This window comes from Microbacterium sp. NFH-22A-Y, assembly GCF_021401375.1.
GTDB lineage: Bacteria > Actinomycetota > Actinomycetes > Actinomycetales > Microbacteriaceae > Microbacterium > Microbacterium hominis.
In genome coordinates, this window is the sequence record NZ_JACBGF010000003.1 from 373,127 (window position 1) to 395,199 (window position 22,073).

A 22,073-nucleotide genomic window follows, 5' to 3' on the forward strand; every position below is an offset into this window, starting at 1 on the left:
GAACCGCGTCAACGCGGGAGGATCGCCGCCACTTGGGTACGGATGTCCGCGAGGAGCTGCGGGATGGGCGAGGCCGTGTTCACGCTGGCTCCCAGCACGAGGAACTGGATGGCGGAAACAACTCGCGCCAGCGCCTCCGCCTGAGGGGTGGGAACGCCCGCCTTCTCGGTGAGGATGCTGGCGACGGCGTGCTCGGTCTGCGCGACGATGTCCAGCGCCGCCGCGTGGTGAGGTTCGCTCGGGTCGCCGAAGACCATCTCCCTCAGGTAGGTGCGGCCATTGTCGACCTGGCCCCGGTTGCACTCCACCACCGGCCCCAGAAGGGCGAGGACCGCGTCCACCGCCGCCAACTCCTCCGCAGCCGCGGCACGACCACGCTTCAGCGCGTCGGCGTAGTGCGCGTTCTGGACCAGGAGAAGCAGCTCCCCCTTGGTCTTCGCGTACAGGAACAGCGTGCCCGTGCCGATGTCTGCAGCGTCCGCGATCTGCTGCGTGGTGACCTCGTCCACCCCGTGCTTTGCGAACAGGTCGCTGGCGGCCGCGGTGATCCGCGCGAGCTTGTCCTGCTTCTGCCGCTCGCGTCGCCCGAGCGGCGGTGTCGCCACTGACATCGTGTTCCTCCCCGGGGAATAGATTCTGACTTACCTCAGTTCTGAGTTTAGTCACTATCGTGTTGACTCGGATGCGCTCTGGCCCATCCTCCCACGCCGGTGCGCGGCGACCGTCGCACACCGGAGATCAGGTGACGCCCATCGAAAGGACCCTCACCCGTCATGACGTCTTCGTCTCTCTGGCAGCCGTTCACTCTCGGCCGCATCGAGCTCCCGCACCGGCTCGCGCTCGCCCCGATGACCCGCAACCGCGCCAACCCCGACGGCACCCCCGGTGAGCTCGCGGCAGAGAGCTACGCGCAGCGCGCCTCGCTGGGGCTCCTGATCACCGAGGGAACCCAGCCGTCTATGGATGGACAGGGGTATCTGAACACCCCCGGCACCCACACCCCCGAGCAGGTGGCGGGGTGGGCGAAGGTCGCCGAGGCCGTGCACGAGAAGGGCGGGCACCTGTTCATCCAGCTCATGCACGTGGGACGCGTCTCCCACCCCGACAACACCCCGCACCACCGTCAGCCGGTCGCGCCATCGGCGATCTCGGCCGAGCAGGACATGTTCACCGCCGAGGGCCCGAAGAAGACGCCCGTGCCGCGCGAGCTGTCTGTGGCGGAGATCCAGGACGTGATCGGCGAGTTCCGCCACGCCGCAGCCTCCGCGATCGCTGCCGGTGCGGACGGGGTGGAGATCCACGCCGCCAATGGGTATCTGCTGCACCAGTTCCTCGCCCCCAACGCCAACCAGCGCACCGACGAGTACGGCGGGTCGGTCGAGAGCCGTGCCCGGTTCGTCATCGAGGTCGCGAAGGCCGTGGCCGAGGAGATCGGCGCGGACCGCACCGGCATCCGCATCTCCCCGGCGTTCCCCCTCGGCGGGCTCGACGAGGGCGACGCCGAGACCGTGCGCGCCCAGTACAACTACCTCGTCGGCGAGCTCGCGAAGCTGAACCTGGTCTACCTGCACGTGCACCACCTCGGCGACGACGAGCTGCTCGCCTCATTCCGTGAGGTGTGGCCGACTGCGGTGCTTGTGGTCCGTTACGGCCGCGATCGCGACGGCATCGCCGCGGACATCGACAAAGGCCTGGCCGACATCGCCCCGCTCGGCCGTTTCGCGCTCGCGAACCCCGACATCGTCGAGCGCCTGCGCATCGACGCACCCCTCAACGACCTCGACCCGGCCACCCTCTACACCGGCGGCGCAAACGGGTACACCGACTACCCGACACTCACGCGCGCCTGACCCCCGACGTGGCCGGGGGCAGGCGGACCCGATGCCCGCCCCGGTCACCCTTTTCGACCATCCGGACACCCACATCAAGGAGCTTCATTCCATGACTTCCCTCAACGGCGCCGTCGTCCTCGTCACCGGCGCAAACGGTGGCATCGGCAGCCACTTCGTCCACGATGCCCTCGCTCGGGGAGCTGCGAAGGTGTACGCCACCGCCCGCACCCCTCGTGAGTGGGACGACGAGCGGATCGTGCCACTCACGCTCGACGTCACCGACCTGGCCTCCATCCAGGCCGTCGTGGAGCAGGCCCCGGATGTGACGGTGCTGATCAACAACGCCGGCACCTCGGTTTCCAGCCCGGGCATCCTCACCCACACCGATGAGGAGATCCGCCAGAACGTGGAGACCAACTTCCTCGGCCCGCTCTTCCTCGCCCGCGCCTTCGCACCGGTCCTGTCCGCCAAGAGCGGCAACACCGCGATCATCGACATCCACTCCGCCCTGTCCTGGTACGCCGTCGCCGGCATCTACTCCGCCACCAAGGCCGCCCTGTGGTCTGCGACGAACTCGCTGCGGCTGGAGCTGCAGCCCGCGGGCGTGCAGGTCGTCGGCGTGCACGTCGGCTACGTCGACACCGCGATGGCCGCCCACGCCACCGACCCGAAGCTCGACCCCGCCGACCTCGTCACCCAGGTGTTCGACACGCTTGAAGCCGGCGGCTACGAAGTCCTCGCCGACGATATCTCCGTCCAGGCCAAGGCTGGTTTGTCCGCCTCCCTCGAGGCCGTCTACCCGCAGCTCGCCACCGGCAAGTAGCCCCTCGGGTCGGCCGCCACGCACAGCACGGCGGCCGACCCGTCTCGCATCCCGCCGTCGCTCGAGCGCGGCACACACAAGGAGTCAAGGATGACGATCTCGGACACCGACTCGCCCCGGCGTGTCCGGAGAGCGAATTGCTCGTGTCAGCCGGCTCTTTCGACCGGTTCGATGCGAGCGAAGTCGAGCTGCTCGACCTCGAGCGGGGTGAGGTCGTCGATCGAGCCGTGGGTGCGCGTTCGGTGGTGAACCACAGCGCCCAGGACGCCGTCGCCGCTTCGACCTGGTCGACGTCTCGCCACGGTCCCTCGTGGTGAATGAGCTCGGACTTGTAGAGCCCGATCTGCGACTCTCCGAGCGATTTGGCATACGCGTCGCCGACGGACCCGACCGACGCGTCGATACGCTCGTTGATCAGCCGGTCGGTGAAGGCGATTGACGTGTAGACCGACCCGGCGTCGGTGTGGTGAGTGAGCCCCGCGAATCCGATGACGCCTTCGCGTCGGCGGGTCCAGAGCGCCATGTCGAGGCGGTCCAGCCCGAGCGGTGTGGTCATCGAGGCGGCGGCGCGCCAGCCGAGAATGCGGTGAGTGTGCGCGCCGAACACGAACGCGACGCACACCCATCCGGACCAGGTCCAGACATAGGTGAAGTCCGCGATCCAGAGCTGGTCGGTGCGGAACCGCCAGAAGTGCCGGTCGACGAGGTCGGCCGGTCTGGTCTCTCGCAGCGCAGAGTCGACGGGGCGTTTGCGTTTCCCGCGGACGACACCGGCATTCCCGAGCTCCCGCATGAGGCGTTCGACCGTGCAGCGAGCGATGTCGTGGCCGTCGCGACGCAACCTCGGCCAGAGCTTGCGGGCGCCGAGAATCTTCCGCTGCGTCTGCCACCTGGTCATGATCGTCACGCCGTGCTGGGTCAGCACGTCGCAGATCGACTCGACACCCCACCGCAGACCACCCATCGCGACGATCCTTGTGGTCCTCTATGAACGTGACTATCGCTTCTGTGGCCGGTCGAGCTCGGTCGCGAACAAAGCCGAAGCCGCCTTCAAGAACTCGTTCGCGCGCCGCAGCTCGGTGTTCTCCCGTTTGAGCCGCTTGATCTCCTCCGCCGCCTCGGTCGTGACACCGGGGCGTTCGCCGGCGCCGACCTGGCCACGAAGGCTCCAGGTCCGGATGGTCTCCGGCGACCCGATGCCGAGCAACTGCGCGGTCGCGGTCATCGAGGCTTACTCGCTCGGATAGTCGGGCCGCAGCTCGGCGACCATGCGGACAGCGCACTCGCCAAGCTCGCGCGGATACTTGCTGGGACGTCCCATGAGACAGATCCATCCAAGGAATCATGTCTCCAGACAGGCCCGGGGGAGTCAGAGGCCAGGCTGCGTGCGGGGGAGGACGTATAGCCCGCGGACGTCGCGGGTTTGAACATCCAATCTGTGGTGGGCCCTGCCGGGATCGAACCGACGACATCCACGGTGTAAACGTGGCGCTCTACCAGCTGAGCTAAAGGCCCTGACCCCCTCAGTCTATGAGGACGCCCCGGTCAGCCGTCGCGCCCGACGACACGCGGCTCGGCGGGATTGAGGTACATGCCGTCGTCCTTGCCCAGTCGGGAATGACCGCGGGAGTAGGCGAAGTAGACCACGAACCCGATCACGAGCCAGATGAGGAACCGCAGCCAGGTCTCCACCGTCAGGTTCAGCATCAGGTAGACGCAGATGAGGGCCGAAAGGAGCGGTAGCACCGGGTTGCCGGGCACCCGGAAGCCGCGCTTGAGGTCGGGGCGGGTGCGCCGCAGCACGACCACACCGACCGACACCAGCACGAAGGCCGACAGCGTGCCGATGTTCACCATCTCCTCGAGCACACCGATGGGGGTCAGTCCGGCGACGACGGCGACGATCACGGTGACCACGATGGAGATCACCCAGGGGGTCCGTCGGGTGGGGTGCACCTTGGCGAGCCGCTGGGGGAGCAGACCGTCGCGCGACATCGCGAAGATGATGCGCGTCGCACCGATCATCAGCGTCAGCACGACGGTGGTGAGGCCGGCCACCGCTCCGGCGGAGATGACCGTGGCCATCCAGGCCTGGCCGTGATGCGTGAACGCGTTCGCGAGGGCGGCGGCGGGGTCGAGCTCGTCGTAGCGCACCATGCCGGTCACGACGAGCGCGACGGCGCAGTAGAGAACAGTGCAGATCACGAGCGACGCGATGATGCCGATCGGGAGGTCGCGCTGCGGGTTCTTCGTCTCCTCAGCCGTCGTGGCGACGACGTCGAAGCCGATGTAGGCGAAGAAGACGAGGGCCGCGCCCGCGAAGATGCCGCCCACGCCGAACGCCATCGGCGCCGAGCCGGAGAGGAACTGCAGCAGCGGCTGCATGAGACCCGTCGCCGCCTCGCGCGGCGCGGCATCCGGGACGAACGGCGTGTAGTTGGCGGGGTTGATGAACATGATCCCGGCGACGATCACGAACAGGACGATGAAGAGCTTCACCCCGACGAGCACGAGGTTGACACGCATGGACTCGCGGATGCCGATCGTCATGAGGATGCCGAGGACGATGACCAGGAGGATCGCCATGACATCGACCACGCCGCCGTAGCCGATGGCCTCCGGCAAGGGGATGCCGAGCTGGCCGAGGAGCACGCCGAGGTACGCGCTCCACCCCTGGGCGACCACGCTCGCGCCGAGGAACATCTCGAGGATGAGGTCCCATCCGATGATCCAGGCGAACAGCTCGCCGAGCGAGGCGTACGAGAACGTGTACGCGGAGCCTGACACCGGAACCGTCGATGCGAACTCGGCGTAGCACATCGCCGCGAGAGCGCAGGCGACCGCCGCCACGATGAAGCTGACGACCACCGCGGGTCCGGCGACCTCGTGGGCGGCGCGGCCGGTCAGGGTGAAGATGCCGGCGCCGATCACCACGCCGACCCCGAAGACGGTCAGGTCGAGCGCGGAGAGCGACTTTCGCAGCCGGAACTCCGGTTCCTCCGTGTCGGCGATCGATCGCTCGATGGACTTCGTGCGCATCACGCTCATGGCGCCTCCTCTGAGGATCCGCAGAGCACGGTGCGCAGCACTGCGGTCAGGGTGAACATGCTAGTGCGACGTCCGTGCCGACCGGAACGCCCCTGCGTCGGGAGCGGTAGGTTGGGACGGTGAAGTCACGACCCGCCGACCAGCAGCTCCTGCTCGAACTCGCGACGCTCGACGCCGCGATCCAGCACGCTGAGCATGCCCGCCGCAACCCGGAGCAGGCCGGCCGTGTGCAGGAGCTGCTCGCGCAGCGCCAGGCCCAGTCCGCCGAACTGACGACGCTGCTCGGGGCCCGCGACGACGTGAACGCCGAACTGGCGCGTCTGGAGTCGGATGTCGCGCTCGTCGAGGCCCGTGTCGCCCGCGACCGGGAACGCCTCGCGGCCTCGGCCAACGCCAAGGAGGCGCAGGGACTCGAGCACGAGCTGGCGTCGCTCGCGAAGCGCAAGAGCGACCTCGAGGATGCCGAGCTCGAGCTGATGGAGCGGCTCGAGGGCACCGAAGCCGCCGTCGCGGCGCAGGAGGCGGCCATCGCCGCCGTGAACGAGGAGGGCGGGCGACTGAGCGCCGCCGCGAAGGAGAGCGTCGCCGCCGCGACCGCGCGCAGCGAGGCCGCCACCCGCGACCGCGCCGCCATCGCCGCCCGTGTGCCCGCGGATCTGCTCGCGCTGTACGAGCGCCTGTCCGCTCGCGGTGTCGGCGCCGGACTGCTCCGCCGTCGCACGTGCGAGGGGTGCAACATGGTGCTCGCGGGCACCGATCTGCAGACGATCCGCCAGGCCGCCGACGACGACGTCGTCCAGTGCCCCGAGTGCGGCGGCATCCTCGTGCGCACGGACGAATCGGGGCTGTGAACGCCACCAGCGCGGCACGGAGCACGCCGCGCTGGCGCCTGGTCACGACGTCGGGCGAGCAGGCGGTCGTCACCACGATCGGTGCGGACCTCGACGTCCAGCACGTCGAGCGCCGCGCGCTCGACGCGTGGTGGGACGACGACCCGCTCACCCGGTGGGTCTGGTCCGACACGACACGCTGGTATCCGCGGGCGCTCCGCGCCGGCGCCGTCCTCGCACGGTGCCATGACCTGCGGCTCGCACACGCGATCCTGCGCGACAGCGCTCTCGTCACGGATGCGGCCGCGCTGCGTGCCGCGACGGCGTGGGATGTCGCGGTGGACGAGCCCGCGACACCCGCCGCACCCGCGCTGTTCGATCTCGACGGCACCGCGCGTGCGGGCGTGCCCGACGATCCCGACGAGGCGCTCGCCGAGTTCCGGCGCCAGCAGCGCGCGCTCCGCGACGGCGCAGACCCCGCTCGTCTGCAGCTGTTGATCGCCGCCGAGTCCGCCGGCGCGCTCCTGGCGACGGAGATGAACACGGCAGGTCTGCCCTGGGACCGGCGGACGCACGAGGCGATCCTCGAGGACGTTCTCGGCGCCCGCCCCGCGCCCGGCGAGCTCCCCGCCCGCGTGCGCGACCTCGCGACGGCCGTGCGCGTGGCGCTCGGTGACCCGGCGGCGAGTCTGGACTCGCACCCGAAGCTCCTGCGCAGCCTTCACCGTGTCGGGGTGCGCGCCGAATCCACGAGTCGGTGGGAGTTGGCCGAGTACGACCATCCCGCCATCGGGCCCCTCCTCGCCTACAAGAAGCTCACGCGCCTGATGAGCGCGAACGGCTGGGCCTGGCTCGACGAGTGGGCCGCCGACGGCCGGTTCCGTCCCGTCTACGTGCCCGGAGGGGTCGTGACGGGCAGATGGGCGTCATCCGGGGGCGGCGCACTCCAGATCCCGCGCCAGCTGCGCCGCGCCGTCCGGGCCGATCCGGGGTGGACCCTCGTCGTGGCCGATGTCGCGCAGCTGGAGCCGCGGGTGCTCGCGGCGATGGCGTCCGACGAGTCGCTCGCGTCGGCGGCGCGCGGGCGCGATCTCTACGAGGGCATCGTCGCGAGCGGGGTGGTCCAGACCCGCCAGGAGGCCAAGATCGCGGTCCTCGGCGCGATGTACGGAGCGACGACGGGAGACAGCGGCCGCCTGGTCCCGGCGCTGCGACGCGCCTACCCGCGGGCGATGGGACTGGTCGACGACGCCGCAGCGACGGGGGAGCGGGGAGGAGTCGTCTCGACCTGGCTCGGTCGCTCCAGCCCGCCTCCGTCCTCCTCCTGGCGCGAGATCCAGGCCTCCGCCGCGCTTCCCGACGCGACGGAGGCAGACCGCGTACGCGCCCGCCGCTCCGCCCGCGATCGCGGGCGCTTCACCCGCAACTTCGTCGTGCAGGGCACCGCCGCCGAATGGGCGGCGGCGTGGCTCGCCGACCTGCGCGGCCGCCTCGCGGCCCTGCCCGAGGTGGACGCCGCAGACGGCGCGGCGGCATCGGGACCCGTGTTCGGCCGACGCGCGCACCTCGCCTTCTTCCTTCACGACGAGATCATCGTGCACACCCCCGCCCCGCACGCGGAGGCCGTCGCCGAGGCGGTGCGGGAGGCGGCCGCGAACGCCGCTCGGCTGCTCTTCGGCTCGTTCCCGATCGACTTCCCGCTGGATCTGCGGATCGCCGTCGACGCCGCGAAGGACTGAGGGGTCACCCGCACCCGGGCGTGCTCGTTGCTTCCACGGCGACATCGTTCATCATCGGGGTGTGCACGACGACGGGCTGCAGCCCGACGCCGCGTGGGGCGACGAAGTGGAACGTCAATGTGCGCTCCTGTCCGGGAGCGAGTGTCACACGGGCGAGGGTCGCCGCCGACGCGTCGCCGTCGACGTCGGTGGAGGAAGCACGTTCGCCGTCGATCTCCACGCCGCCCAGGAACCATCCGTCCGGGAGCATCGCCGTGACATCCGTCGTGATGTCGCCGGGGGCGGACGGGTTCGCCGCTCCCGTCATCCACACGGAGAAGTCGCGAGCCGCCCCGGTCGCGCTGCTGCGCAGCGTCACGGCGAGCGTCACGTCGGCGGCGCCGTCGGCCCGGCACGTCTGCACCGACGGAGCGATGCGCGTGTGCAGATAGGTGTCCATCTTCCCCGTCGTGGCATCGTTGAAGAAGACGCCCACGGCGTCGGGTCCCGCCGCGCGCAGGCGGGCGAGCGCTCCGCCGAGCGGGCCCTGCGCCAGCGCCGACCCCTCATCCGCCCGGGCGCTCCACACCGACACGCGCCCCTGCGCGACCGGCTTCGCGAGGGCGTCCATCCAGCGGAGCGGATCGAGGGGACGCGACGAGAGCGCCGCGAACAGCCGATCCGTGAGATCGCTCTGCATCGCCGTCTGCTCGTCGGCCGTCTTCTCCAGGTAGGGCCGGACCAGGATGTCCTCGACCACGTCGCCGCGGTCGACGACGGTGCCGTCGGAGAGGGTCAGTGGCCCGGTGATCGTGAGGAGAGACGCGAGCACGGCGGGATCGACCGCCACCACCGTGTCCGGCGCGGCATGGCCGAGCGACTGCCACCACGCCGACGCGAGCCGTGCGCTGAGGGCGAAGTCGGGGGTCATCGTCGCATTCATGACGAACCGCCCGGGAGCCTCACCGTAGAGCGCCACGAGATCGGGAGGAAGCTCCGCGATCGGATGATCGAGCGAGTGGAAGGCGCGGGAGTCGACGTGGTCGGTCACCTCCAGGCGACCGTCGACCGCCCGTATCGCGAGGAAGGAGCCGGTGATGCCGCCGCCGGTGCGCACCTCCGCGGTGTTCTGGATCATGACCAGAATCGTCCGCGCACCGTCGGCACCCAGCATCCCCGGGAGCGCGTTCGCCGCGGCGGCCGCTTCCCGCAGCAGCGGCGCCCCGGCGGCGACCGCGACGCCGGCGCGGTCGGCGGCATCCCGCAGCGGACCGACGAGCTGGTCGCGGGGGAGCGCGGTGAGGGCGCTGTCGGCGGCGGCCACGCGCTGCGCGAGAGCGTCGAGCCGAGCCGAGACCGCGGCGACCCCCGACAGGTCGATCGTTCCGTCCGCACCGCCGGTGGGCTGCGCCGCGACGAGGACGTCTCCGGTCGCGGCGGCGACGTCGCGGACGGTGTCCGCCAGCATCCGCACGGCAGCGGTGTTCGCCCCCACGCCCGGGATCGCCTCAGTGGCTCGCCACAGCGGATCCGACGTCAGGGCGGCCGCGCGCGACGCATGCTCCCGTGCGGCATCGACGACGGGGGTCAGTGCGGCCAGGTCGCCCGCGGCGACGGCCGCCGACAGGCGCGGTTGCAGCGCGACGACCTCCTCGAGCTCGTTCTTCGCCATCCACCCGCGGATGCCGAGCCATCCCGCCACCGCGAGGAGCAGCCCGACCACCACGACGGCGACCAGAGCGCCCCGCCGCCGCTTGCGGCGGCGCGATCCGGTCGCGGTGGTGGGCGGCGCGACCTCAGTCACGGGCGCGGCGCGCGCGCCGGGCGTACAGCAGGGCACCGCCGCCGACCACGAGCGCGAGCGCGAGGCCCGTGAGCGGGAGCACGGCTGCGCCGTCGCCGCCCGTCGCCGGCAGCGACATCCCCGCCGCCGCGACGGCTCCCGACGTCGCCACACCGGCGGGGTCCGTCAGACACGCCGGCGTCGACGGCGGGTAGGAGAGCGCGACCCGCAGTGACGGGTTCACCTCGACGGTGGCCGAGATGTCGCCCCTCGTCCAGGCGAAGTTGCCCGGCGACGCGACCCACTGGCCGTTCTCGAAGGCCCACCCGGGCCATCCGTTCCCCTGCCCGTTCTCGTCCACCGATGCGCCGGGCCAGAGCACCCGTCCGGACAGCGTCCCGTCGACGATCTCTCCGAGTGCGATGGTGGTGCTCTGCTCGCCGTCGGTCAGCACCAGGCGCGCCGTGTGGCTCGTGGCCTGGCCGTCCGGATCGTTCAGGACCACCGAGTAGTCGATCCACGGCACGTTCGCGTCGCAGGACGGCGAGACCGTCGTCCCGCTCAGCGACGGCGATGACGGCGTGTCGGGGCCGTAGTCGTCGCCGGTATCGGCAGCCGACGCGGCCGACGCACCCCCCGACAGCAGAACGACGGCAAGAAAAACGGGCAGCGCGTACTTACGCATGATGATGCCTCCCCCAGGCGATGCGAGCCCAAACCCCCCAGCCGGGCCTCGTGGCGACACCGTACCACGTCGGAACGACGCGAACCAGTAGGATCGGGGGAGCGAATGGGTCGGCTGGACGGTCGCGTGGCGGGGTCACCCGCACCGAGGAACGTCCGGGCTCCACAGGGCAGGGCGGTGGGTAACACCCACCCGGAGCAATCCGCGAGACAGTGCCACAGAGAGCAGACCGCCCCGGACTCCGCTCGTCGGAGCACCGGGGTAAGGGTGAAAGGGTGGTGTAAGAGACCACCGGGATCGTGGTGACACGGTCCGCACGGTAAACCTCGCCCGGAGCAAGGCCAGACAGGGGATGCCGACGCGGCTCGCCGAGTCCCCGGGTAGGCCGCTGGAGCGGCACGGCAACGTGTCGCCGAGAGAGATGACCGTCCACGGAGCGCGAGCTCCCGGACAGAACCCGGCGTACAGGCCGGCCCATTCGCCTCACCCCGTCCGGCAGGGTTCGCGACCCGACCGCCGGACGAGTCAGAGGGGTCGTTCGAGCCGGGCCTTCGCCTCGCGCTCGATCAACACCGGCAGGAAATCCTTGACGCGAGCACGCGAGAAGTGATCGCGAGCCTCCTCGACGGCGGCCCTCACCGCGGAGGCCGGGGCGTTCGGGAAACGCACTTCGAGACGTTCGACGATCTCTTGGATGACCGCTTCGGGATCCGCGGGCTGGGTCGACATGGCGACGAGCCTACGCCGCGCAGCGCGACGACGGTAAGACGGAGAGAGGCGGAACGCAGCTCTGCGTCCCGCCTCTCCGCCGCTTGCATCAGCGTGTCAAAGTGGAGCTCGACAGTCCCCAGACCGTCAGGCTCACCATAGAGCGAACAGGACGCGCGTGGCAACAGTCGATCGCGCTACACCGCCAGCGCCGCCGCGCCGATGATCCCCGCGTTGTTGCGGTGCGTGGCGGGGACGATGGGTGTGGAGAGCTGCAGCAGCGGCAGGAACTCGTCGGCGTGCTTCGAGACCCCTCCGCCGACGATGAACAGATCGGGGCTCAGGAGGAAGTCGAGGTAGCTGTAATACCACTGCAGGCGCTTGGCCCACTTCTTCCACGTGAGCTCGTCGCGCTCCATCGCCGAGTAGGCCGCCCACGCCTCGGCATCCTTGCCGTGATGCGCACGCTGGAGATGTCCGAGTTCGGCGTTCGGGATCAGGACGCCGTCGTACAGCATGGCGGTCCCGATGCCGGTGCCGAGCGTCGTCAGCAGCACGAGGCCGAGCACGTCGCGAGCGGCACCGTATCGCGCCTCCGCGACACCGGCGACATCCGCGTCGTTCGCGAAGTGGATCTCACGGCCGAGGCCGTCCTCGAAGAACTTCTCGGCTTCGAAGCCGACCCAGGTGTCGGCGACGTTGGCCGCGGAGAGGGTCTTGCCGTTCTTGACGATCGCGGGGAACGCGACGCCCAGCGGGATGTCGGCGTCGGTGACGCCGAGCGTGTCGAGAACGGTCTGCACCGCCGCCAGCACGTCGTCGGGCTCGGCGCCGGTCGGCGTCGCCACCTTCACGCGGTCGCTGAGGAGCTTTCCCTCCTCGAGGTCAACGAGGGCACCCTTGATGCCGGTTCCGCCGATGTCCACACCGACCGCGCGGGTCGCCTTCGTCGTCATGCGGTCCAGCCTATCCAGGTCCTCCGCGCCCATCGTTAGGATCGAGCCAGAGCCCCCACAGGAAGGACCTGCCATGACGTCAGGCGACGAGAAGTACTGGTACAACCTCACGACCGGCGCCGTCGAGCGCGGGTTCGAGTCGCCCGCCATCGACCGCGCCGGACCGTTCGACACGGCCGAAGAGGCGGCGAAGGCTCCGGAGCTGCTCGCGAAGCGCTCGCGCGAGTGGGCCGAGGACGACGCCCGCGAGGGCGACTGGGGTACGTCGGGCGACGCGTCGCACACCGACGGGGACCGATAGTCTGGCCTTCGGCCCGGCTTCCCTTCGAAGCGGCATCTGAGAGGACGCGATGGACAAGCAACGGGACTTCGTACTGCGCACGATCGAAGAGCGGGGCGTGAAGTTCGTCCGCCTCTGGTTCACCGATGTGATCGGAACGCTGAAGTCGGTCGCGATCGCCCCCGCCGAGGTGGAGGGCGCCTTCACCGAAGGACTCGGCTTCGACGGATCGGCCATCGAGGGCCTGACCCGCTCGTACGAGTCGGACCTGCTCGCCCACCCCGACCCGACGACGTTCCAGACGCTCCCGTGGCGCGGTGAGATCGACCCGACGGCCCGCATGTTCTGCGACATCACCACGCCCGACGGGCAGCCGGCGGTGGCAGACCCGCGGCACGTGCTCAAGCGCACGCTCGCGAAGGCGGCGGATGCCGGGTTCACGTTCTACACCCACCCCGAGGTCGAGTTCTACCTGCTGAAGTCGTCGTCGTTCGGACCCGAAGGCCCGGAGCCGGTGGATTCCGCCGGCTACTTCGACAACGTCCCCGGCGGCACGGCCCACGACTTCCGCCGCCGCAGCGTGCGGATGCTCGAGGACCTCGGCATCTCGGTGGAGTACAGCCACCACGAGGGCGGCCCCGGGCAGAACGAGATCGACCTGCGCTACGCGGACGCCCTCGCGACCGCCGACAACATCATGACCTTCCGCACCGTGGTCAAGGAGGTGGCGATCGAGCAGGGCGTCTACGCGACCTTCATGCCGAAGCCCCTGTCCGGCAAGCCGGGAAGCGGCATGCACACGCACATGTCGCTCTTCGAGGGCGACCAGAACGCCTTCTACGAGGAGGGCGCGCAGTACCAGCTGTCGAAGACCGGTCGCCAGTTCATCGCCGGACTGCTCACCCACGCGAACGAGATCGCCGCGGTGACCAACCAGTTCGTCAACTCGTACAAGCGGCTCTGGGGCGGCGACGAGGCGCCCAGCTTCATCTGCTGGGGTCACAACAACCGCTCCGCCCTCGTGCGGGTGCCCATGTACAAGCCGAACAAGGGGCAGTCGACGCGGGTGGAGTACCGCGCGCTCGACTCGGCGGCGAACCCGTACCTCGCCTTCGCGCTGATGCTCGCCGCGGGCCTGAAGGGCATCGAGGAGGGATACGAGCTTCCGCCGGAGGCCGAGGACAACGTCTGGTCGCTCACGGATGCCGAGCGACGCGCGCTCGGCTACGCGCAGCTGCCCGCGAGCCTCGACCACGCGCTGGAGTACATGGAGGAGTCGGAGCTGGTCGCCGAGACGCTGGGCGAGCAGGTGTTCAACTACGTGCTGCTCAACAAGCGCCGCGAGTGGCACGAGTACCGTGCACAGGTGACGCCCTTCGAGCTGAAGAGCAACCTGGAGATGCTCTGATCCGTCATGACCTCGAGCGAGCGCACGTCGGTTCTGACGCTGCTGGCGCGCGACGGATTCGGTGACCTCGGCGACGCCGACGCGCTGCTGACCGAGCTGGCGGAGGCCCTGGGCCTCTCCCGCGAGGACATCCTGCGCGGCGCCCAGCACGCGGCCGATCCGGACGGCGCTCTGGCGGCGCTCGCGCGCATCGCGCGCCGCGATGCCACAGCCGTCGCGGAGGCGCTCACGCGGGGAGGCTCTGCGCTGTGGCGCTTGCTGGGCGCGTCGACGGGATTCGCCGACTTCTTCCTCCGACACCCCGCCGAGCTCGCCCACCTCGTCGGCCCCGAGGTGCCGCTGCCGACGGCGGAGGAGTTGCGCCGCGAGCTGACCGATGCGGTCGGCGCGGATGCCGACGGTTTCGCCGCGACGGGCGACGAGAGCGCGTGGGTGGCCCTCCGCGTCCGCTACCGGCGCATGCTCGCGCGCATCGCCGCCCACGACCTCGGTGCCGACGACGCCGTCGCCGTGCTCGCACCGGTCGCGGCGAGCCTGGCGGATGCCGCCGGTGCCGCACTCGAGGCATCCCTCTGCGTCGCGCGGACGCGGGTCGCCGGGGGTGCGCCCGGATCGGGTCTGTTCCCGCGCGACCAGGTCGCGGCGACGCAGCTCGCGATCATCGGTATGGGCAAGACCGGCGCGCGCGAGCTCAACTACGTCAGCGACGTCGACGTCATCTTCGTGGGCGGGGGAGACCCGCAACTCGTCGAGCAGGTGGGCGAGAGCCGCGTGATCGACATCGCGACGCGGCTCGCAGTGCAGACGATGCGCGGCATCTCCGGGATGGAGATCGAGCCTCCCCTGTGGGAGGTCGACGCCAATCTACGCCCGGAAGGCAAGCAGGGCGCCCTCGTGCGGACCCTCGACTCCCACCTCTCGTACTACGACCGTTGGGCGAAGAGCTGGGAGTTCCAGGCCCTCCTCAAGGCACGCCCCTTGGCCGGCGACCGTATTCTCGGCGAGGCATACGTCGCAGCCGTCCAGCCGAAGATCTGGACGAGTGCGGCCCGGGAGAACTTCGTCGACAGCGTGCAGCGCATGCGCGAGCGGGTGACGGACCACATCCCCGCCGCGGAGGTCCCGTACCAGCTGAAGCTCGGTCCCGGCGGCATCCGCGACATCGAGTTCACCGTTCAGCTGCTCCAGCTCGTGCACGGGCTCACCGACGACACGATCCGGCAACGGGGCACCCTCGATGCGCTCGAGGCGCTCGTCGGCGCGGGCTACATCGGGCGCGAGGATGCCGCGACGTTCTCGCACGACTACCGGGTGCTGCGGGTCCTCGAGCATCGCGTGCAGCTGCGCGACCTGCGCCGCACCCACCTCATGCCTCAGCAGCCCGACGGTCTGCGCGTGCTCGCTCGCGCGTCGCGCCTGGCGGACGGCGGCCCCGGCGTCTGGGCGCTGTGGGAGGGCATCAAGCGCGAGGTGCGCGAGATCCACGTGCGCCTGTTCTACCGCCCCCTGCTGTCGGCGGTGGCGGCACTGAGCTCGGACGAGCAGCAGCTGTCGACCGCGCAGGCGCACGATCGCCTCGCCGCCATCGGGTTCCGCGATCCGGCGGGGGCGCTGCGTCACATCGGCGCGCTCACGGGCGGTCTGAGCCGCAAGGCCACCATCCAGCGTCATCTGATGCCGGTCATGATCCGGTGGTTCGCCGACGGCGTCGATCCGGACTACGGCCTGCTCGCCTTCCGGCGCATCAGCGAGCGTCTGGGCGACACGCCCTGGTTCCTGAGGATGCTGCGCGACTCGGCCGGTGCCGCCGAGCGGCTCACCCGCGTGCTGTCGGGATCGCGCTACATCGGCGAGCTGATGGAGTGGATCCCCGAGTCGGTCGCCTGGCTCGATTCCGAAGACCAGCTCCGCCCGCGCCCCGGCGTCGCCCTCCAGGAAGAGGCGCGCGCGATCCAGACGCGGCACGAGACGGTGGTCGAGGCCATGCGCGCCGTGCGCGCTCTGCGTCGTCGGGAGCTGCTGCGGCTCGCCTTCGGGGCCGTGCTGGGCACGCTGACGATCGACGAGCTCGCACAGGGCCTCACGACGGTCAGCGAGGTGACCATCCAGGCCACGCTGCGCGCGGTCCGCCGCGACATCGTCGGCGCCGAGGACGCCGCGCTGGACTTCTCGGTCATCGCGATGGGCCGCTTCGGCGGGGGAGAGCTGGGCTTCGGATCCGACGCCGACGTGCTCTACGTCTACGACGCGAACGGCCTCGACCCGCAGCGCGCGCACGATCTCGCACTGCGCCTGGTCGCCGGCATCCGCACCTACTCCGAAGATCACCGGGTCCCGTTCGAGCTCGACGCCGACCTGCGTCCGGAAGGGCGCAACGGACCGCTCGTGAGGTCGCTGGACTCCTACACGGAGTACTACCGACGGTGGTCGCTCTCGTGGGAGGCCCAGGCCCTGCTGCGCGCTCGCGGCGTCGCCGGGAGCGTGAAGCTCGTCGGCCGGTTCATGGCCCTCGCCGACGAGGTGCGCTACCCCCGGCATCCCGTGCAGCAGGACCTGCGGGAGATCAAGCGGATCAAGGCGCGCGTCGAGAACGAGCGACTGCCCCAGGGCGCCGACCGGTCGCGACACCTCAAACTCGGCCCCGGCGGGCTGAGCGATGTCGAATGGCTCGTGCAGCTCTGGCAGCACGAGCACGCGCACGACGTCCCGGCGCTGCGCACGACATCCACCCTCGACGCGCTCGAGGCCGCCCGGGCGGCCGGACTGGTGCCGGATGCCGCCGCGCAGCGTCTCCACGACGCGTGGCGGCTCGCGAGTCGACTGCGGTCGGCCAACACGCTGCTGTCCGGCCAGACGAGCGACGTCCTTCCGACCGATCGCGGCAAGCTCGACGGCATCGGCCGTCTGCTGGAGTACCCGCCGCGGTCGGCCACCCTCGTCGAGGAGGAGTGGCTGCGGACGGCGCGACGGGCGCGCCGCGACTTCGAGAAGCTCTTCTACGGCTGAGCGGATGCCGGGGCCGTGCGCGTGCCGTGCTCGGACTCAGCACGGCGTGCCCAGCGCTGCCAGCTCCCGGTGATGACGGCGGCGCCGGCTCCGATGATCAGCCACGCGGCGGCGGACCCGATCGCGCCGGGCGCGAGCAGCCCGAGAAGCATCGCCACCACGCTCGCCAGGACGACCGCCAGAGCCGTCAGCACCAGATGGAGGGCGGTGCGCCAGGGATGCCGCCGCAGCCCCGTCCCGGCGACGACCGGGCGGTCCGCCGCGATCACGGGGCACGCGATCGCGACCACGACCGGGATCGCGACGGGTGCCGCCACCGCGAACAGGGCGACGGCGACCGCGGCGACCGCCGTGCGGCCCACCGTGCGCGCCCGGAACCGCCCCTGGGCGATCACCCACAGCGCGGCCGCCGCCGCACCGAGGACCACACCGGAGACGACGGCGAGGGCGATGGCAGCGGCATCCAGCGGTTGACGCGGCGCGACCGCGACGAGCGCAGCCTGTGCGGCGGCGTTGGCCACCACGACGACCCCCGCGAGGGCCACCCGCGTCAGCGACGTCGGAGCGGCGCTCATCCGCGCGCCGCCGCGTCGAGCACATCCGACAGGAGGCCGGAGAAGAGCGTCTGTCCGCCGACGAGCACGTCCAGTCGCGCGTCCGACGAGACGCTGGAGGCGACCGAGACGTCGCGGCCGTCGAGCGTGCGGCCGGTGCAGGTCACCGCGGGCCCTGCCCCCACGGTCGCGCAGACGGGCGCCTCGAGAAGGTCGATGCCCTTCTGCTGCAGGACGTCGATCGCTCCGAAGCGCACTTCGGCCAGGCCGTTTCCTCCGACCGGTGCGAGGGCGGCGACCTGCGAGCAGCCCGCCAGGCTCGCGGCCACGGCGCACGCCGCGAGAGCGCAGACGAGCCGAGCTGCGCGCATCAGAGGTTCCCCTCGTGGGCGAGGATGCGCGTGCGCGCGGCGAGATGCTGCGCTTCGAGCGCCGCGTCGCTGATCGTCGCGAGATCGAACGGCACGGGCAGGAGGAGCTCGGTGTTGCGGTCGAGCGCCGACCCGCGGCGCATCAGCGGAGTCTCGGCCCAGTCGTTGGACGCGAGCTCGCGACTGCGCGAAGCGAGCGCGAGATAGTCGCCGCCGCTTCCCGGCCGCGGATCGGCGGCGTGGTCGACGACGGTCGTGAAGATCGAGAGCGTGCCGTCCCGGTTGTCGACGAGTTCCACGGTCTGCTGCTGCTGTGGGAAGTCGATGCAGGATGCGGTCGTGATCTCCCAGAAGCCGCCACCGCCAGGCCCCCGGTGCGCGAGGATCTGGTTCAGGTGGGTGTGTCCGTTCAGCCACGCCACCACCACGGGGTATCTCACGAGCATCGCCACGAACTCGTCGGCTCCGAGCAGCACCTCCTCCTGCCCGGGCCGCTGTGCCCGGTTCTCCAGGGTGTCGCTGTTGTGATGGCTGAGCACGATCGCGAGCCGGTTCTCCTTGGTGGCCGTGACGAGCTCCGCCTCGAGCCAGTCGAACTGGTTCTTCGGCACGGCGCCGTCGGGGCCCGCGACCTGGTTGCAGGTGTCCAGGCCGAACACCCGCACCCGCGGCGACAGATCGGCCTTCCACCACGTCTGGCCGGAGCGCAGATTCTCCTCGGTGAAGCCGTGCCCCACCGGGCCGGGACGATCCGCCGTGCGGAAATGCTCCGTCATGAACTCCTGCTGCGTGAACAGCGCACGCCCCGGATCGGCGGGGACCGCCTTGAATCCGGGACGCAGCCCCAGCTCGAGCCCCCACGCATCCAGGGTCTGCTGCACGGCGCTCGTGCGCGCCGCGTAGCCGCCGAGCGCCATCGCCGCCGTCGCCTCCAGGGTGTACGACTTGCGTCCGCCCACCGCGAGGGCGCGCAGTTGCGTGTCGAGGTCGAACGTTCCGAGCAGGAGCGTCTCGTGGTTTCCGTAGACGGTGTACCAGGGGGCGGGCAGGCCCACCGACGACACGGGGCGGGCGATCGCCTCGTCGAGCAGGCTCGGCAGGGTGGGGAAGCCGTAGGCGCCGAACGCGCCGCCCGTCGGATCGGCCGGCCGATAGGCCCAGACGGCCTCGGCCCACGCCTGTACGCCCTGGAACGTGTCGCTCGTGCGCGGGTCGACGGTCAGTCCGTCGAGCAGGTCGATGTACCAGCGCAGCTCGCGGTGCGAGTGCATGTCCGCGCTGTCTCCGGTGACGACGGCGGCATCCATCGGAGCGCCGGTGACCGGGCTGTACCGAAGATCGGAGATCGACCTGGTCATCGCGGCGATCACGTGCGGGCTGAGCGGGTCCTGCGGATGGAATGCCGATCCCCACGCGGCGTGGTCCTGCACGATCATCGGCTCGATGCGGCCGGGCGACTGCGCGTCGATGACGTGCATGTCCGAGAGGTGCGCGAGGTAGAGGAGCGACCGACGTGATGCGGCGCGCCCGGCGTCCGCGGAGCGCCCGAGCACGTCGAAGCGTGCGATGTGGGGCTCACCCGCGCCGGCGACGAGCGTGCGGTAGGAGCCCTTCTGAACCGGCCCCTGCAGGATCGTCTGCAGGAGCGTGCTCGGTGCGTCGGCGACCGCGCGCGGCGGTGCGGCGAGAGCGTGCGCGAGCTCGTCGCGGGGGAGTGCGCCAGCAGCGGCGAGACCGCCGACGACGGCGAGGAACTGGCGGCGGGAGAGCACGCCCACGGGCACCTCCGGGTTCGGCGCGCTGACGCAATCGGGTGCGTCAAATCTAGCGGGCCGCGAGCGCGACTCACCAGATGCGGATGCCGCGACGCGCCGACGACCCGCATCCGTGCCCGGATGCCGCTACGCCTGCGCCGGATCGAGCGGCTCCACCACCACGGCCGTGCCGTACGCGCAGAACTCCGTGAAGCTGCCGATCGCACCCGAGTCGAACCGCATCGCCACCACGGCGTTGCCGCCGCGCTGCTGCGCTTCGGCCCACATCCGCTGCATGACCTCGAAGCGCGACTCGTAGATGACCTTCGTGTACTCGGGCATCTCGCCGCCGGCGAGCGAGCGGAAGCCGGCGGTGAAGTTCTGACCGAAGTTGGCCGACCGCACCGTGAGCCCCATGACCTCGCCGAGGACCTTGGTGATGCGATAACCCGGAACGTCGTTCGTGGTGACAGCGAACATGGTGACCTCGTCTCTGTGATCGGCCCGATGCTCCGTCGCCGAGGCGGCGTACGGATGGTGCCGGGTCGATCCTATGGATGCCGCGGCCCGAGATCGAGCACCACAGCGGCATCGGCTCGGGACCGTGGCGGGTGACCGCGGGCCTCCGACGCGCCGAGACCCGAAACGACAGAGCCCCAGCGGCGACCGGGTTCCTCCAGGGGAGGAAGCGGTGCCACTGGGGCTCTGGGCGACTCGATCCGGCGAGACGGCGACGACGGATCGTCACCGGTCACTCCGGCCCTGCCGCGGGCCGACTAGACGCCGAAGTACAGCTCGTACTCGAACGGGTGCGGGCGCGCGGCGAGCGGCTTGATCTCGTTCTCGATCTTGTACTCGATCCAGGTCTCGATGAGCTCGGGCGTGAACACACCGCCGGCGAGGAGGAACTCGTGGTCTGCGCGGAGCGCCTCGAGCGAGTCGAGCAGCGAGTTCGGCACCTGCGGGATGTTCTTGGCCTCCTCGGGCGGCAGCTCGTAGAGGTCCTTGTCGACCGGCTCGTGCGGCTCGATGCGGTTCTTGATGCCGTCGAGGCCCGCCATCATCTGCGCGGCGAACGCGAGGTACGGGTTACCCGAGGCGTCGGGCGCACGGAACTCGATGCGCTTGGCCTTGGGGTTGCTGCCCGTGATCGGGATGCGGATCGCGGCCGAGCGGTTGCCGGCCGAGTAGACCAGGTTGACCGGGGCCTCGTAGCCCTTGACGAGACGCTTGTAGGAGTTGAGCGTCGGGTTGGTGAAGGCGAGCACGGCCGGCGCGTGCGCCAGCAGACCGCCGATGTACCAGCGGGCGAGGTCGGACAGGCCGCCGTAGCCCTTCTCGTCGTAGAAGAGCGGCTTGCCCTCGAGCCACAGCGACTGGTGCGTGTGCATGCCCGAGCCGTTGTCGCCGAAGAGCGGCTTCGGCATGAAGGTCGCGACCTTGCCCCACTGCTCGGCGACGTTCTTGACGATGTACTTGAACTTCAGGATGTCATCGGCCGCGTGCACCATGGTGTCGAAGCGGTAGTTGATCTCCTGCTGGCCGCCGGTGCCCACCTCGTGGTGAGCGCGCTCGAGGATGAGGCCCGAGTCGATGAGGTGCAGGCTGATGTCGTCGCGGAGGTCGGCCGTCTTGTCGACGGGGGAGACGGGGAAGTAGCCGCCCTTGTACGCCGTCTTGTTGGCGAGGTTGCCGCCCTCTTCGGCGCGACCGGTGTTCCACGCGCCCTCTTCGGAGTCGACGCTGTAGAAGGAAGCGTTCTGCTTCACCTCGTAGCGCACGTCGTCGAAGATGTAGAACTCCGCCTCGGGGGCGAAGAAGGCCGTGTCGGCGATGCCGGTGGAGGCGAGGTACTTCTCCGCCTTCTTGGCGACCTGACGCGGGTCCTTGCTGTAGATCTCGCCGTTGCGCGGGTTGTAGATGTCGAAGAGCATGATGAGCGTCTTCGCCTCGCGGAACGGGTCGATGTAGGCGGTCGAGACATCGGGGATGAGCTGCATGTCGGACTCGTGGATGTTCGCGAAACCGCGGATCGACGAGCCGTCGAAGAGCTGACCGACCGTGAAGAACTCCTCGTCGACGGTCGAGGCAGGGATGTTGAAGTGCTGCTGCACACCAGGCAGATCCGTGAAACGGATGTCGAGGAACTTGACGTCCTCGTCCTTGATGAACTTCAGAACCTCGGATGAATCTTTGAACATGGAGTCTCCAAGATCGGGTGTGAAACACGCCTGAACGGGATCAGGCTCTCCTCGACGCTATCGAGGACCGGTTGCCCGGCAGTATCCCCTGTGTTTCGGGGATGTTACGGCGGCGC

General features: G+C 70.2%; 18 protein-coding genes, 1 tRNA gene, 1 other RNA gene and 1 pseudogene. 8 read left to right on the forward strand and 13 right to left on the reverse strand.

Going from position 1 to position 22,073, the window contains the following annotated elements; translation table 11 throughout:
- Positions 1–8 precede the first annotated feature (8 nt).
- On the reverse strand, positions 9–611 hold the full coding sequence (locus L0965_RS12805) for a TetR/AcrR family transcriptional regulator (RefSeq protein ID WP_101306331.1): 603 nt from the start codon (positions 609–611) through the stop codon (positions 9–11).
- A gap of 162 nt (positions 612–773) precedes the next feature.
- Here L0965_RS12805 and L0965_RS12810 point away from each other — a divergent pair, with 162 nt between their 5' ends.
- A complete protein-coding gene (locus tag L0965_RS12810) occupies positions 774–1,850 on the forward strand; it encodes an alkene reductase (RefSeq protein WP_101306332.1) in 1,077 nt (358 codons plus the stop codon).
- 91 nt (positions 1,851–1,941) lie between these two features.
- Positions 1,942–2,655 (forward strand): SDR family oxidoreductase, encoded by a 714-nt coding sequence (locus tag L0965_RS12815; protein ID WP_101307232.1) that lies wholly within the window; start codon positions 1,942–1,944, stop codon positions 2,653–2,655.
- Positions 2,656–2,801: 146 nt separating this feature from the next.
- Here the strand turns inward: L0965_RS12815 and L0965_RS12820 are convergent.
- The 3 genes and pseudogenes from L0965_RS12820 to L0965_RS12830 form a co-directional block, all read right to left on the reverse strand.
- Positions 2,802–3,976: pseudogene (locus L0965_RS12820) on the reverse strand (IS3 family transposase).
- A 118-nt stretch (positions 3,977–4,094) separates the two neighbouring features.
- Positions 4,095–4,170: transfer RNA gene (locus L0965_RS12825), tRNA-Val, on the reverse strand.
- A 30-nt stretch (positions 4,171–4,200) separates the two neighbouring features.
- On the reverse strand, positions 4,201–5,703 hold the full coding sequence (locus L0965_RS12830) for an amino acid permease (protein ID WP_101306333.1): 1,503 nt from the start codon (positions 5,701–5,703) through the stop codon (positions 4,201–4,203).
- A 119-nt stretch (positions 5,704–5,822) separates the two neighbouring features.
- Between L0965_RS12830 and L0965_RS12835 the strand changes: the two genes are divergently transcribed.
- Entirely contained in the window at positions 5,823–6,554 is a 732-nt protein-coding gene (locus L0965_RS12835; RefSeq protein ID WP_101306334.1) for a zinc ribbon domain-containing protein, read from the forward strand.
- Positions 6,551–8,272: a bifunctional 3'-5' exonuclease/DNA polymerase gene (locus tag L0965_RS12840; RefSeq protein WP_101306335.1), complete on the forward strand. Its 1,722-nt coding sequence runs from the start codon at positions 6,551–6,553 to the stop codon at positions 8,270–8,272. The genes L0965_RS12835 and L0965_RS12840 overlap by 4 nt, the downstream gene beginning before the upstream one ends.
- Positions 8,273–8,276: 4 nt before the next feature.
- Here the strand turns inward: L0965_RS12840 and L0965_RS16775 are convergent, their stop codons facing one another.
- Both L0965_RS16775 and L0965_RS12850 read right to left on the reverse strand, forming a co-directional pair.
- Positions 8,277–10,055: a DUF4012 domain-containing protein gene (locus tag L0965_RS16775; RefSeq protein ID WP_101307233.1), complete on the reverse strand. Its 1,779-nt coding sequence runs from the start codon at positions 10,053–10,055 to the stop codon at positions 8,277–8,279.
- Positions 10,048–10,719, reverse strand: a complete 672-nt coding sequence (locus L0965_RS12850) for an LPXTG cell wall anchor domain-containing protein (protein ID WP_101306336.1) — start codon at positions 10,717–10,719, stop codon at positions 10,048–10,050. Before L0965_RS12850 ends, L0965_RS16775 begins: the two co-directional genes overlap by 8 nt.
- Before the next feature lie 106 nt (positions 10,720–10,825).
- Here L0965_RS12850 and rnpB point away from each other — a divergent pair.
- Positions 10,826–11,200, forward strand: an RNA gene (gene rnpB / locus L0965_RS12855) — RNase P RNA component class A.
- Positions 11,201–11,244: 44 nt separating this feature from the next.
- Here the strand turns inward: rnpB and L0965_RS12860 are convergent.
- Both L0965_RS12860 and ppgK read right to left on the reverse strand, forming a co-directional pair.
- Complete coding sequence (locus L0965_RS12860; RefSeq protein ID WP_060958918.1) at positions 11,245–11,448, reverse strand: three-helix bundle dimerization domain-containing protein; 204 nt, start codon at positions 11,446–11,448, stop codon at positions 11,245–11,247.
- 176 nt (positions 11,449–11,624) lie between these two features.
- Positions 11,625–12,383: a polyphosphate--glucose phosphotransferase gene (ppgK, locus tag L0965_RS12865; RefSeq protein WP_101306337.1), complete on the reverse strand. Its 759-nt coding sequence runs from the start codon at positions 12,381–12,383 to the stop codon at positions 11,625–11,627.
- Between the two features lie 73 nt (positions 12,384–12,456).
- On the opposite strand from ppgK, the gene L0965_RS12870 reads away from it, so the two are divergent.
- Genes L0965_RS12870 through L0965_RS12880 form a run of 3 tightly spaced genes read left to right on the forward strand, consistent with a single transcriptional unit; the run spans position 12,457 to position 17,077 of the window.
- Entirely contained in the window at positions 12,457–12,684 is a 228-nt protein-coding gene (locus tag L0965_RS12870; RefSeq protein WP_060958916.1) for a hypothetical protein, read from the forward strand.
- 49 nt (positions 12,685–12,733) lie between these two features.
- A complete protein-coding gene (gene glnA, locus L0965_RS12875) occupies positions 12,734–14,071 on the forward strand; it encodes a type I glutamate--ammonia ligase (RefSeq protein ID WP_101306338.1) in 1,338 nt (445 codons plus the stop codon).
- Positions 14,072–14,077: 6 nt separating this feature from the next.
- Positions 14,078–17,077 carry a bifunctional [glutamine synthetase] adenylyltransferase/[glutamine synthetase]-adenylyl-L-tyrosine phosphorylase gene (locus L0965_RS12880; protein WP_061781767.1) on the forward strand — a complete coding sequence of 1,000 codons (3,000 nt, stop codon included), beginning with the start codon at positions 14,078–14,080 and terminating at the stop codon, positions 17,075–17,077.
- Here L0965_RS12880 and L0965_RS12885 read toward each other — a convergent pair.
- The 5 genes from L0965_RS12885 to glnA (L0965_RS12905) all read right to left on the reverse strand — a co-directional run bounded on the left by L0965_RS12885 (position 17,068) and on the right by glnA (L0965_RS12905) (position 21,957).
- Positions 17,068–17,652 carry a hypothetical protein gene (locus L0965_RS12885; RefSeq protein WP_101306339.1) on the reverse strand — a complete coding sequence of 195 codons (585 nt, stop codon included), beginning with the start codon at positions 17,650–17,652 and terminating at the stop codon, positions 17,068–17,070. The two genes, L0965_RS12880 and L0965_RS12885, sit on opposite strands and share 10 nt — an antisense overlap.
- The gene (locus tag L0965_RS12890; RefSeq protein WP_101306340.1) at positions 17,649–18,002 is read right to left on the reverse strand and encodes a hypothetical protein; all 354 of its coding nucleotides are present in this window, start codon (positions 18,000–18,002) and stop codon (positions 17,649–17,651) included. Before L0965_RS12890 ends, L0965_RS12885 begins: the two co-directional genes overlap by 4 nt.
- Positions 18,002–19,780, reverse strand: coding sequence for a TIGR03767 family metallophosphoesterase (locus tag L0965_RS12895; RefSeq protein WP_101306341.1), 1,779 nt, complete (start codon positions 19,778–19,780; stop codon positions 18,002–18,004). Before L0965_RS12895 ends, L0965_RS12890 begins: the two co-directional genes overlap by 1 nt.
- Positions 19,781–19,903: 123 nt before the next feature.
- Positions 19,904–20,236, reverse strand: coding sequence for a YbjQ family protein (locus L0965_RS12900; protein WP_060958910.1), 333 nt, complete (start codon positions 20,234–20,236; stop codon positions 19,904–19,906).
- Positions 20,237–20,532: 296 nt separating this feature from the next.
- Entirely contained in the window at positions 20,533–21,957 is a 1,425-nt protein-coding gene (gene glnA, locus L0965_RS12905) for a type I glutamate--ammonia ligase (protein ID WP_060958909.1), read from the reverse strand.
- Positions 21,958–22,073: the final 116 nt, after the last annotated feature.

Coding starts and splice junctions, on each gene's coding strand:
- L0965_RS12805 (WP_101306331.1), bottom strand. CDS start 611: ATGTCAGTGGCGACACCGCCGCTCGGGCGACGCGAGCGGCAGAAGCAG.
- L0965_RS12810 (WP_101306332.1), top strand. CDS start 774: ATGACGTCTTCGTCTCTCTGGCAGCCGTTCACTCTCGGCCGCATCGAG.
- L0965_RS12815 (WP_101307232.1), top strand. CDS start 1,942: ATGACTTCCCTCAACGGCGCCGTCGTCCTCGTCACCGGCGCAAACGGT.
- L0965_RS12830 (WP_101306333.1), bottom strand. CDS start 5,703: ATGAGCGTGATGCGCACGAAGTCCATCGAGCGATCGATCGCCGACACG.
- L0965_RS12850 (WP_101306336.1), bottom strand. CDS start 10,719: ATGCGTAAGTACGCGCTGCCCGTTTTTCTTGCCGTCGTTCTGCTGTCG.
- L0965_RS12860 (WP_060958918.1), bottom strand. CDS start 11,448: ATGTCGACCCAGCCCGCGGATCCCGAAGCGGTCATCCAAGAGATCGTC.
- ppgK (WP_101306337.1), bottom strand. CDS start 12,383: ATGACGACGAAGGCGACCCGCGCGGTCGGTGTGGACATCGGCGGAACC.
- L0965_RS12870 (WP_060958916.1), top strand. CDS start 12,457: ATGACGTCAGGCGACGAGAAGTACTGGTACAACCTCACGACCGGCGCC.
- glnA (WP_101306338.1), top strand. CDS start 12,734: ATGGACAAGCAACGGGACTTCGTACTGCGCACGATCGAAGAGCGGGGC.
- L0965_RS12880 (WP_061781767.1), top strand. CDS start 14,078: ATGACCTCGAGCGAGCGCACGTCGGTTCTGACGCTGCTGGCGCGCGAC.
- L0965_RS12885 (WP_101306339.1), bottom strand. CDS start 17,652: ATGAGCGCCGCTCCGACGTCGCTGACGCGGGTGGCCCTCGCGGGGGTC.
- L0965_RS12890 (WP_101306340.1), bottom strand. CDS start 18,002: ATGCGCGCAGCTCGGCTCGTCTGCGCTCTCGCGGCGTGCGCCGTGGCC.
- L0965_RS12900 (WP_060958910.1), bottom strand. CDS start 20,236: ATGTTCGCTGTCACCACGAACGACGTTCCGGGTTATCGCATCACCAAG.
- glnA (WP_060958909.1), bottom strand. CDS start 21,957: ATGTTCAAAGATTCATCCGAGGTTCTGAAGTTCATCAAGGACGAGGAC.